This window comes from Streptomyces sp. NPDC031365 (assembly GCF_055569765.1).
In genome coordinates this window covers 16,519-27,894 of sequence record NZ_JBVIIM010000032.1, presented here as the reverse complement: position 1 = coordinate 27,894, position 11,376 = coordinate 16,519, and the positions used below count along the sequence as shown (strand labels likewise).

Here is an 11,376-nt window from a genome sequence, read left to right as displayed (position 1 = left end):
GTGCGCCGCTGTTCGACGGAGAGCGGCACTCACCCGTACGTCCCAGGAGCCCCACCCGTGACCGCCCAAGCAACGCTCGCCCCCGCACTCTCCTGCGGCCGGCTGATCCCCGTGACCGTTCACTTCGACGACCTCGACGCGCTGGGGCTGCTGCACAACGCCCGGTACCCGCTCCTGGTGGAGCGGGCCTGGACCGAGCTGTGGCACGACAACGGCGTCCGCTTCGAGGGCGACTGGGCCGCGGCGGGCGACGCCTGCAACGCGGTCAGGGAACTGCGCGTCACCTACGACGCCCCGGTGACCCGGCCGGGCACCTACGCCGTGCACCTCTGGCTGGACCGGCTCGGCACCACCGGGCTCACCTACGGCTTCCGCTTCTGCTCGGAGGACGGGGCGGTGACCTACGCCCGGGGCACCCGGGTGCTGGTGCGGCTGGACGCCAGGACACTGCGCCCGGCGCCCTGGAGCGAGACGTTCAGGGGCGCGGCTCGGGAACTGCTGCGTCCGGACGCGTGACCTTCCTGCGGTCTCCCGCGCGCAGGACGCTCGCGAACCCCGCGATGCCACACGACAGCACCGTCACCAGGACGAACGACACCATCAGGCTGGTCGCCTGGGCCAGCAGTCCGATGGCGCTCGGAGCGATCAGCCCCGAGGTGTAGGTGATGGTCGCCACGCCCGCGATGGCGAGGCTCGGATTGGCCCCACTGCGGCCCGCCGCGGCGAAGCACAGCGGCACGACCACCGCGATGCCGAGCCCCATCAGCGCGAACCCGCCCATCGCCGTCGCGGGGTGCTCGGCGAGGACGATCATCAGTGCGCCGAGCACGGCGACCACACCGCTCGCGCGGACCGTGCGCACGGCGCCGTAGCGGTCCACCACACGGTCCCCGGCTATCCGGGCGATCGCCATGGTGAGCGTGAAACCGGTGGTGCAGGCCGCGGCCAGACCCGCCGAGGAGCCCAGCTGGTCGCGCAGATAGACCGCCGACCAGTCCAGGCTCGCGCCCTCCGCGAACACCGCGCAGAAACCGATCGCGCCGATGAGCAGCGCGGAGCGGGGCGGCAGCGCGAACCGCGGGGGCGGCTCCTCGTCCTCGGCGGGCTGCAGATCGAGCACCCGGGCGCAGGCCGTGACACCCGCCACCGTCAGCACGGCCGCCGCGAGCGCGTGGTGCAGCCGGGCGTCCGTGCCGAGGTGGGCGGCGAGCGTGCCGGCCGCCGAACCGATCAGGGCGCCGGCGCTCCACATCCCGTGCAGTCCCGACATGATCGACTTGTTGAGACGGTTCTCCACCTCCACACCCAGCGCGTTCATCGCCACATCCGACATGCCCGCCGTGGCGCCGTAGACGAACAGGGCCAGACAGAGGGTGAGCAGGCCGGGGGCGACCGACGGCAGGATCAGCGCGAGGGTCCACAGCGCGATCAGTCCGCGCAGCGCGTTCCGGGCCCCGAAGCGGTGGCTGATGCTGCCCGCCAGCGGCATCGCGACGGACGCGCCGAGCGCGGGGAAGGCAAGCGCGAGGCCCAACTGCCCGGCGCTCACGCCGGCGTGGTCCTGGATCCACGGGACACGGGTGGCGAACGAGCCGGTCACGGCGCCGTGCACGGTGAACACGGCCCCCACGGCGTACCGCGCCCGTCTCACCTCGCGCTGTGTGTACACCACTGCACTCATCAACCCGCCCCTCCCGTGGTCCGTTGCTTCAAGCGCCGGAGTAAACTATCAGGAACCCTGCCTGAAAGATAAGTGGTGGTGAGTCCGCCCTCGCTCGTTTCGCTGCCGGTCCCCGCGCCGACCGGTCCCGACGATCTGGAAGGATCCCGGCATGGCCGCATCCCCCAGCACCGCCAGAGCCATCAACGACCGGCTCGCCCTGCGCCTGCTCCAGCAGGAGGGCCCGCTGACAGCCGGGCAGTTGAAGCAGATGACCGGTCTGTCCCGGCCCACCGTCGCCGATCTCGTCGAACGTCTCACCGCGGCCGGCCTCATCGCGGTGGCGGGAGAGGCGGGCGAGCAGCGGCGCGGACCCAACGCCAAGCTCTACGGCATTGTCGCGGGCCGGGCACACCTGGCCGCGCTGGACGTCCGCACCGAGGGCGTCACCGTGGTCGTCTCCGACCTCGTCGGCGAGGTCCTGGCCGAGGCCTCCCTGCCCATCACCGGCGACGTCGGCACGGGGCCGGCGGTGGACCAGGCCGTCGCCCTGGTCGAACGGACGGCGAAGGAGGCGGGCGCCGACCGGCTGCACACCGTGGGGATCGGCGCGCCCGGGCTGATCGATCCCGCGAGCGGCGAACTGCGCGACTCCACCGGCCTGCCCGAGTGGCACCGCCGCCTGGTCGCCGCACTTCAGGAACGGTTTCCCGAGGCCCGCGTCAGCGTCGAGAACGAGACCAACCTCGCCGCGCTCGCCGAGCAGCGCGACGGGGCGGCCCGCGACCGGGACACCTTCGTCCTGCTGTGGCTCGGCCACGGCACCGGCGCGGCCGTGATCCTCGACGGCACCCTGCGCAGGGGCGCCTCCGGAGGCACGGGCGAGATCGGCTTCCTCCCGGTCCCGGGCACCCGCGGCCTGCCGTCGGCCACCGACTGCGAGGGCGGCTTCCACTCGCTGGTGGGGGCGGCGGCGGTCGCGGAACTGGCGCGGGAGTACGGCATGGCGGCGGAGGCCGGGACAGACCCCGAGGCGGCCGGTGCGGTACGCGCGGCGCTCGCCGCGTCCGCCGGGGCCCCCTTCCTCGACACCCTGGCCGACCGGATCGCGGTGGGCGTCGCGTCGGTGGTCGCGCTGCTGGACCCCGGGTGCGTGGTCCTGGGCGGCGAGGTCGGGCAGGCGGGCGGCGAGGCCCTCGCCGCGCGGGTGCGGGACCGTCTGGCCACGATGTCGCCGCTGCCCGCCGACGTGCGCCCCGGCGCCCTGGGCGGCGGCGCGGTGCTGCGCGGAGCCCTCCTGACGGCCCGCGACCACGCCCAGAACGAACTGTTCGGTACACCGGGGCACTGACGTACGCCCCGGCCGCCACCGGCCGCGGGCGGTCGTGCCGCTGGGGCGGCACGGCTGGGCGCGACGGCACTCCGCAAGCACCGGGCCGCGCCGCGCACCCCGCCCGGCGCAACGCGGCGGGACCCCGCAAGCACCGGGTCGCACGACCCACCGGTCCACCCGCGCACGGCCACCCGCAAGCGGTGGACCCGGCCCCGCCGGCCTCGACGGCGCCGCTGCCCGGGTTCCAGGGACCGGCCGGCGGTCAGGCGGCCAGGGGCACCGGACCGGCGGGGACAGCCGGGGGCGCCGCCCTCCTCACCGGCGCACGACACCCGCTCCCGCCCGCTTCGCCAGGAACTCGTCGAACGTCTCCTTGCCGACCGCATGCTCCGGAGCGAGATGAAGTCCCTCGCGAAAGGCCCGGTACGCCGCGCCGCGCAGCGGGACCTTCACCACCGCGCGGCGCCGGCCCGTGGCCTTCAGATACGCCCGGGCCAGGGAGTCGAACGTCCGGACCTCCGGGCCGCCCATGTCGTCGACGCGGCCCGCCGGTGCACCCTGGGCCAGCTCGGCCAGACGGTCCGCGACCTCCGTGACATCGACCGGCTGGTCCTTCACCCGGGCCGGCAGCAGCACGACCGGCAGCTTCGCCAGACCCTGGAGCACAGTGAGGACCAGATCGTGGAACTGGGTGGCGCGCAGCACCGTCCAGCCGATCCCCGAGTCCTCGACCAGCCGCTCCACCGCCAGCTTGGACCTGTAGTAGCCGTACGGCACGCGGTCGACGCCGACGATCGAGATGTAGACGAGATGCCCCACCCCGGCCCGCCGCGCCGCGGCGACGAGGTTCCGCGCGGCCTTCTCGTCGCCACCGCGCGGTGACGTCGCGCAGTGCACCACCGTGTCCACGCCCGTGACGGCCGCGTCCAGCCCGCTTCCGCCTTCGCGCAGATCGACGGCGTACGGCTGCGCGTGCCGGCTGAGCACCCGCACCTCGTGCCCGTCCGCCCGCAGCCGCTCGGTGAGATGCCGGCCGAGGGTTCCGGTACCGCCGGTCACCAGGATCGTGGTCATGCTGTTCAGCCCCTTCGGACACCGGCGCTCCCCGACGGAGCGCCCTTCGTCGACCAGGGACGGATCAGCCACGTCGGATGTGACATCACGCGTGCCGGCCGACGCCGTACGCCCTCCAGCTTCGCCGGGTCACCCGCCGCGCGCATCCGCGCATGGTGAGGCCCGGCGGTGGGCAAGGGCCGTCGTCACCACCGCCGGGCCGGTTCCTCGTGGGGGTCAGCAGGCTCCCTGGTCCCGCCACACTCCCCATTCGCCGGTGGTACCGGGCTCCTCTCCCCGCGTCCACCACTGCGCCTTCCAGAGGCGCCCCGCGTGGGACACCACGCTGCTCCCGCCGTACGCGGTCGCCGCGTCCCAGGCCGGCTCCGCGCAGTCGCCGCCCTCGCCGGGCGGTGTCGTCGGGTCGGTCGGGGTGCCCTCACCCGGGTCCACGACCGTGGTCCCGCGCGCCAGGTCCCCGGCCAGGGCGTACGTCTTCCCGCCGAACGTCACCGTCCAGTTCGACGGCGTGGACACCGGCAGGTGGTACACGAAGTCCAGCTCCGCCGACGCGCCCGGAGCCAGCGACTGCCAGGCCGGCAGCTTCAGCGACACCCGGTGGTAGTCACCGTCGAGACCGCCCGCGTTGCTGCCCGTGTGGTCGGAGCGGATCACCGTCGTCCCCCACCCGGACTGGTCCTTGGCGTTGCCGGGAGCCGAGGTGGCGTAGTCGAACCGGAACTCCGTGCCGCCGGGCAGAGCCGTCGACGTGTTGTTGGTGATCTTCAGCTTGGGGCTGATGGGGTAGTTGGAGTCGCCGAGCGGAAACTGCCCGAAGTCGACGCCGATGTCCAGTGCCTCGGACGGCGTCTCGGTCGTCGCGCGCGTCGCGCCGTACGGGGAGGCCGACTTGAACTTCTCGTACATCGCCGTCGTCAGCGTGGAGCCCGGCTCGTACTGCCCCGCGGCCGCGTTCCAGTCGTAGTCGCCGGCCAGCTCCCACACCATCGTGCCGCCGATACCGCGGTCGACGACGTAGTCGGCCTTGGCCTTCACCGACTGCTCGTCCTCGGTGGACAGGAACACCCTCTTCTCGGCGTTCCACAGCCAGGGCGCGACCAGCGTGGAGTCGTACTTGCGGGCGTAGGTGCCGGTCAGCCGCGTGTCGGCCGGGAAGCCGTAGTCCGTGACGTAGTCCCCGACGACACCCTTCTCCAGGTTCTTGGCGTGCCACATCGGGTTGGAGCCCGCCGGGGACTCCGCGCCGTCCGTGTCCAGGTCGTGCCAGAGATTGTCGATTCCGGTCGCGCCGTCACCGCACTTGGTCAGCCCGGAGCCTGCCGGGCAGTCGGACGAGGGAGCCCTGCCCCAGAGGCCGTCCGTGCCGCCGGTGACGTTCTTGAACCCGCGCGTGTAGTACGGCAGCCCGATGTTGATCCGGCCGGCCGGCATCGAGCCACGGAAGTAGTGGTACGCCCAGTCGGTGTTGAGGTAACCGGTCCCGCCGTACTGCGACGTCGTGTAGACGCCCGCGGCGGCCAGCTCGGCATCCTTGCCGTCGTCGAAGAGGGAGGCGTTCGGACCGACGTACTCGTTCCAGGCGCCGTGCAGGTCGTACGACATGATGTTGACGTAGTCCAGGTACTTCTGGACCTGGAAGGTCTCCATGCCGCGCAGCAGATAGCCCGACGAAGGGGCCGCCACCGTCAGCATGTAGTGCCTGCCGTCGGCCGCGCCCGCGCGGTCCAGCTTCTCGCGCAGTGTCTTCATCAGCGCCGCGTAGCCCTTGACCAGCCCGGCACGTCGGGCATTGGCGAAGGTCCAGTCGAGCGGGTTGCCGGCATCCTTCATCGTCGTCGGGTACTCGTAGTCGATGTCGACGCCGTTGAAGCCGTAGGTCCGGATGAAGTCGACGGCCGAATCGGCGAACGTGTCAATGCCGGACTGGTTGACCGAGCCGTCGGCGTTGGTGGCCATCGAGTAGAAGCCGCCGGAGTCCACCCGGGCGCCGCTCTCGTCGAAGTAGCCACCGGTCTCCGCCCAACCACCCACCGAGATCAGTGTCTTGACGTCGGGGTGCTGCTTCTTGAACTTGGTGAGCTGGTTGAAGTGCCCCTGATAGGGCAGGCCCGGGTCCATCTCCGCGCCGGGGACGCCCGGCCAGGTCATCCCGGTCGCCGGGTTGGTGCCGCCGTCCGCACCCACGGAGAGCTTGTTGCCCTTGTCGACGTGCGCGAACGCGTAGTTGATGTGGGTGATCCTGTCCCACGGGATGTCGGACGCGAGGTAGGCGGGCTTTCCGTCCTTGCCGGTGCGCCAGCCGGTGAAGTAGCCGATCACCCGGCGCTGGTGGTCGGCGCCCATCTTCTCCCGGCCTGCCGAGTCGTAGACCGAGCAGTACGGGACGTCGACACCCGGTGTGCTGTACAGGCCGTCGGGACGGCAGGACTCCTGGTCGGCGGCGTGCGAGACGGTGGCGGGCAGGGTTGTGAGCAGCAGCCCCGCGATGGCGGCGGCACAGGCGAGCAGCGCGGGTCTCGCCCCGGGGCGTGAGGGGGACGGCACAGTGGGTTCCTCTCCACGGAAGTTGGCTCGGACCCTAAGAGGACTAGACCACAGCGTCAATAGGTATGGACCAATCGCGGCTCGGTCAAGGTGCGCTGGTGCGGGGGGAGTTGCCCGGGGTGTGAAGCCCGGCGGCCCCGATGTCACCGCCTGTGAGCCACTCCACACACCTCGCCCGCATGGAGGGTCTCCGGTCGTGGCAAACTGGCCCTGTACCAGTAGCAGCGCACTCCGGGGTCGGTGAAAGTCCGAACCGGCGGTTACAGTCCGCGACCCGGTCGCTTCCAGCGGCCGGTTGACCAGGTGAAATTCCTGGACCGACGGTTAAAGTCCGGATGGGAGGCAGTGCGCGGCGGGCGGGCATCCATGCGCGCCGCCGTACCGGTTCGCCGTTGAGGCGAGCTCCGTCCGGCGTCGCTCGCGGTGTTCCCGCTCGTACTCTCTGTCGTCATCGACAGCCCCGGAGTCCGTGCCCCAATGGCAGGAGGACCCGGGAAGTGTTCACCGGAATCGTCGAAGAGCTGGGCGAGATCACCGCCGTCGAGACCCTCGACGACGCCTGTCGCTTCCGGCTGCGCGGCCCCGTCGTCACCCAGGGCGCACAGCACGGCGACTCCATCGCCGTCAACGGCGTCTGCCTCACGGTCGTCGAGCACGAGGGCGACGAGTTCACCGCCGACGTGATGGCGGAGACCCTGAACCGTTCCAGCCTCGGCGCCCTCGCCGCCGGTTCCCGCGTCAATCTCGAGCGCCCCACCGCCGTGGGCTCCCGCCTGGGCGGCCACATCGTGCAGGGGCATGTGGACGGCACCGGCGAGATCCTCGGGCGCACGCCGTCGGAGAACTGGGAGATCGTGAAGATCTCGCTCCCCGCGGACCTCTCCCGCTACGTCGTGGAGAAGGGCTCCATCACCGTCGACGGCGTCAGTCTCACCGTCGTCGACGCCGGAGACGACCACTTCACCGTCAGCCTCATCCCCACCACCCTCGCCCTGACCACGCTCGGCCTCAAACAACCCGGCGACCCGGTCAACCTCGAGGTGGACATCATCGCCAAGTACGTCGAGCGGATGCTCGGCGACCGCGTCATCGATGCGGGGGCGGCCCGGTGAGCTGGCTCAACTCCGAGGCGTTCACCCTCTTCGACCAGCACATCAAGTGGTCGGACATGATCGGCAACGTGGTCGGTCTGATCGCCCTCGCCCTCGGCTGGCGCCGCTCCCTCTGGACCTGGCCCGCCCAGTTCGTTTCCGGCCTGGTCCTCTTCGGGGCTTTCGCCACCGCCCACCTCTCGGGCAGCGCGGGCAAGCAGGTCGTCGTCATGCTGGTCGCCGCCTGGGGCTTTCGGCAGTGGAACCGCGGCCGGCAGCAGGCCCAGGACGGCTCCATCGCCGTACGGTTCGCCACGTGGCGCGAGCGCGGCGCACTGCTTGCCGGGGCCACCCTGGGCACCCTCGCCGTCGGCGGGCTGTTCACCCTCTACCCGTCCCTGTCCTGGGACCCCTGGCCGGACGCCTACATCTTCGTCGGCACGATCGTCGCCATGTACGCCCAGGCCCGCGGCATGGTCGAGTTCTGGTTCGCCTGGCTGCTGGTCGACCTCGTCGGCGTCCCGCTGAACTTCGCCAACGGCTTCGCCTTCTCCGGCTTCGTCTACGTCATCTACGGCGCACTGGTCCTGTGGGGCCTGCGCGACTGGTGGCTGCGCTCCCGCGACGCGCGGCCCGCCCTGGAAGGAGCGCCGGCATGAGTGCGGCACCGATCCTGTACGGCACCGAAGGCCCCGAGGACCTCACGCTCGACCCGGTCGAACAGGCCGTCGCCGACATAGCGGCCGGCCGCCCGGTCGTGGTCGTCGACGACGAGGACCGCGAGAACGAGGGCGACCTCGTCATCGCGGCCGAGATGGCGACCGAGGAGATCGTCGCCTTCATGATGAGCGAGTGCCGCGGCCTGATCTGCGCCCCCATGGAGGGGGACGAACTGGACCGACTGCGCCTCCCGCAGATGGTCGACGACAACACCGAGTCGATGAAGACCGCCTTCACCGTCTCCGTCGACGCCTCCGCCGCCCACGGAGTGACCACCGGCATCTCCGCCGCCGACCGTGCCGCCACGCTCCGGCTGCTGGCGGCGGGCACCGCCGAACCCGCGGACCTGGTCCGCCCCGGCCACATCTTCCCGCTGCGCGCCCGTCCCGGCGGCGTCCTGGTGCGCGACGGCCACACCGAGGCCGCGGTCGACCTCGCCCGCCTCGCGGGACTGCGACCGGCCGGCGCCATCGTCGAGATCGCCGGGGAGGACGGCCGCATGCTGCGGCTGCCCGAGCTGATCCCGTTCGCCCGCAAGCACGGCCTGACGATCATCTCCATCGAGGACCTGATCGCCTACCGCCGCTCCGCCGAGCCCACCGTCCGCCGCGAGGCCGAGGTACGGCTGCCCACCTCCCACGGCACCTTCACGGCGTACGGCTACCGTTCCACCGTCGACGGTGTCGAGCACGTCGCCCTCGTCCACGGCGAGATCGGTGACGGGGAGGACGTCCTGGTGCGCGTCCACTCCGAATGCCTCACCGGCGACATCTTCGGCTCCCGGCGCTGTGACTGCGGCCCCCAGCTGGACGCCTCCCTCGACCGCATCCAGGCCGAGGGCCGGGGCGTCGTCGTCTACCTGCGCGGGCACGAGGGACGCGGCATCGGCCTGATGTCCAAGCTGCGCGCCTACGAACTCCAGGAGCGCGGCCGGGACACCCTGGACGCCAACCTCGAACTCGGGCTGCCCGCCGACGCCCGCGACTACGGCGCCGGCGCGCAGATCCTCGCCGACCTCGGGGTCCGCGGCGTCCGCCTGATGACCAACAACCCCGACAAGTCCGATGCGCTCGTCCGCCACGGCATCCAGGTCATCCGGCGCGAGCCGATGCCCGTCACCGCGAGCGAGCACAACCTCCGGTACCTGCGGACCAAGCGGGACCGGATGGGTCACGACCTGCCCTGGCTGGACACACCGACCGTGCCCGCCTGCGGCAACCAGTAAGAGAACCACCGAGGAGAGACGCGTGAGCGGCAAGGGTGCACCGGAGTTGTCCGTACGCGATGTGGGAGACCTGCGGGTCGCCGTCGTCGCGGCACAGTGGCACGAGAAGGTGATGGACGGACTGGTGAACGGCGCCCTGCGCGCCCTGCACGACCTCGGCATCGACGAGCCGACCCTGCTCCGGGTCCCCGGCAGCTGGGAACTTCCCGTCGTCGCCAAGGTCCTGGCCGGCCGGGGCTACGACGCGGTCGTCGCCCTCGGCGTCGTCATCCGGGGCGGCACACCGCACTTCGACTACGTGTGCCAGGGCGTCACCCAGGGCCTCACCCAGGTCTCGGTCGACACGGGCGTCCCCGTCGGCTTCGGTCTGCTCACCTGTGACACCGAGGAGCAGGCCCTGGACCGCGCCGGACTGCCCGGATCCGGCGAGGACAAGGGTCATGAGGCGGTCACCGCGGCCGTGGCGACCGCGGCCTGCCTGCGTTCGGTATCCGAACCCTGGCGGTGAGCAGCCCCCGTCACCGCGTAGGGTAAGGACCACCATGTCCAAGAAGACGTTCGAGGAGCTCTTCACCGAGCTCCAGCACAAGGCCGCCCACGGCGATCCCGCCACCTCCCGCACCGCCGAGCTGGTCGACAAGGGCGTCCATGCCATCGGCAAGAAGGTCGTCGAGGAAGCCGCCGAGGTCTGGATGGCCGCCGAGTACGAGGGCAGGGAAGCGGCCGCCGAGGAGATCTCGCAGCTGCTCTACCACGTCCAGGTGATGATGGTCGCCCGCGGCATCTCCCTCGACGACGTCTACGCCCACCTGTAAACCGTCACGTTCGTGACACCCCTTCACACAAAAGGAAGCCGACCTCATGCTGCGCATCGCCGTCCCCAACAAGGGTTCCCTGTCAGGCCCCGCGGGGGAGATGCTGCATGAGGCCGGCTACCAGCAGCGCCGCGAGTCCAAGGAACTGCGGATCGTCGACCCGACGAACGAGGTGGAGTTCTTCTACCTCCGCCCGCGCGACATCGCGATCTACGTCTCCTCCGGCAAGCTCGACATCGGCATCACCGGCCGCGACCTGCTGGTCGACTCCGGTGCAAACGCCGAGGAGATCCTGCCGCTCGGCTTCGCCCGCTCCACCTTCCGCTACGCCACCAAGCCGGGCACGGCGAGCGGCGTCGCCGACCTGGGCGGCATGACGGTCGCCACCTCCTACGAGGGCATCGTCGCGGGGCACCTCGCCGACCACGGCATCGACGCCTCGGTCGTCCACCTCGACGGCGCCGTCGAAACGGCCATCGAACTGGGTGTCGCCGAGGTCATCGCCGACGTCGTCGAGACCGGCACGTCCTTGCGCAACGCGGGCCTGGAGGTCATCGGCGAGCCGATCATGAAGTCCGAGGCCGTCGTCGTCCGCCGCACCGGCGCCTCCGCCGACGCCGACGAGACCGTCGAGCCCAAGGTGCAGCAGTTCCTGCGCCGCCTCCAGGGCGTCCTGGTGGCCCGGACGTACGTGATGATGGACTACGACTGCCGGGTCGAACAGCTGGAGAAGGCCGTCGCGCTCACCCCGGGCCTGGAGTCCCCGACCGTCTCCCCGCTGCACAACGAGGGCTGGGTCGCCGTCCGCGCGATGGTCCCGTCCAAGGAGGCGCAGCGGATCATGGACGATCTGTACGACATCGGAGCCCGCGCCATCCTCACCACGGCCATCCACGCCTGCCGCCTCTGACCGG

11 protein-coding genes and 1 riboswitch are annotated in these 11,376 nt (G+C 71.4%); of the genes, 8 read left to right on the top strand and 3 right to left on the bottom strand.

Annotated elements, in window-relative coordinates; genetic code table 11:
* Nucleotides 1-57: 57 nt before the first annotated feature.
* Nucleotides 58-516 (top strand): acyl-CoA thioesterase, encoded by a 459-nt coding sequence (locus ACZ5C2_RS32470; protein ID WP_468799380.1) that lies wholly within the window; start codon nt 58-60, stop codon nt 514-516.
* On the opposite strand, the gene ACZ5C2_RS32465 is transcribed toward ACZ5C2_RS32470, so the two are convergent.
* Nucleotides 476-1,681 carry an MFS transporter gene (locus ACZ5C2_RS32465; RefSeq protein ID WP_468799378.1) on the bottom strand — a complete coding sequence of 402 codons (1,206 nt, stop codon included), beginning with the start codon at nt 1,679-1,681 and terminating at the stop codon, nt 476-478. The genes ACZ5C2_RS32470 and ACZ5C2_RS32465 overlap by 41 nt on opposite strands.
* 151 nt (nt 1,682-1,832) lie before the next feature.
* Here ACZ5C2_RS32465 and ACZ5C2_RS32460 point away from each other — a divergent pair, with 151 nt between their 5' ends.
* The gene (locus ACZ5C2_RS32460) at nt 1,833-3,011 is read left to right on the top strand and encodes an ROK family transcriptional regulator (RefSeq protein WP_468799376.1); all 1,179 of its coding nucleotides are present in this window, start codon (nt 1,833-1,835) and stop codon (nt 3,009-3,011) included.
* 297 nt (nt 3,012-3,308) lie between these two features.
* Here ACZ5C2_RS32460 and ACZ5C2_RS32455 read toward each other — a convergent pair whose 3' ends face one another.
* A complete protein-coding gene (locus tag ACZ5C2_RS32455; protein WP_468799374.1) occupies nt 3,309-4,067 on the bottom strand; it encodes an SDR family oxidoreductase in 759 nt (252 codons plus the stop codon).
* A gap of 216 nt (nt 4,068-4,283) precedes the next feature.
* Nucleotides 4,284-6,611 carry a chitinase C-terminal domain-containing protein gene (locus tag ACZ5C2_RS32450; RefSeq protein ID WP_468799372.1) on the bottom strand — a complete coding sequence of 776 codons (2,328 nt, stop codon included), beginning with the start codon at nt 6,609-6,611 and terminating at the stop codon, nt 4,284-4,286.
* Between the two features lie 222 nt (nt 6,612-6,833).
* Nucleotides 6,834-6,964: riboswitch (FMN riboswitch) on the top strand.
* A gap of 144 nt (nt 6,965-7,108) precedes the next feature.
* On the opposite strand from ACZ5C2_RS32450, the gene ACZ5C2_RS32445 reads away from it, so the two are divergent.
* Genes ACZ5C2_RS32445 through hisG form a run of 6 tightly spaced genes read left to right on the top strand, consistent with a single transcriptional unit; the run spans nt 7,109 to nt 11,372 of the window.
* Complete coding sequence (locus tag ACZ5C2_RS32445; protein WP_468799370.1) at nt 7,109-7,723, top strand: riboflavin synthase; 615 nt, start codon at nt 7,109-7,111, stop codon at nt 7,721-7,723.
* Nucleotides 7,720-8,361, top strand: a complete 642-nt coding sequence (locus ACZ5C2_RS32440; protein WP_468799368.1) for a nicotinamide mononucleotide transporter family protein — start codon at nt 7,720-7,722, stop codon at nt 8,359-8,361. Before ACZ5C2_RS32445 ends, ACZ5C2_RS32440 begins: the two co-directional genes overlap by 4 nt.
* Nucleotides 8,358-9,647, top strand: coding sequence for a bifunctional 3,4-dihydroxy-2-butanone-4-phosphate synthase/GTP cyclohydrolase II (locus ACZ5C2_RS32435; protein ID WP_468799366.1), 1,290 nt, complete (start codon nt 8,358-8,360; stop codon nt 9,645-9,647). The genes ACZ5C2_RS32440 and ACZ5C2_RS32435 overlap by 4 nt, the downstream gene beginning before the upstream one ends.
* A gap of 22 nt (nt 9,648-9,669) precedes the next feature.
* Nucleotides 9,670-10,155: a 6,7-dimethyl-8-ribityllumazine synthase gene (gene ribH / locus ACZ5C2_RS32430; protein ID WP_468799364.1), complete on the top strand. Its 486-nt coding sequence runs from the start codon at nt 9,670-9,672 to the stop codon at nt 10,153-10,155.
* Between the two features lie 34 nt (nt 10,156-10,189).
* A complete protein-coding gene (locus ACZ5C2_RS32425) occupies nt 10,190-10,462 on the top strand; it encodes a phosphoribosyl-ATP diphosphatase (RefSeq protein ID WP_103543716.1) in 273 nt (90 codons plus the stop codon).
* A gap of 46 nt (nt 10,463-10,508) precedes the next feature.
* Entirely contained in the window at nt 10,509-11,372 is an 864-nt protein-coding gene (gene hisG / locus ACZ5C2_RS32420) for an ATP phosphoribosyltransferase (protein ID WP_468799362.1), read from the top strand.
* Nucleotides 11,373-11,376: the final 4 nt, after the last annotated feature.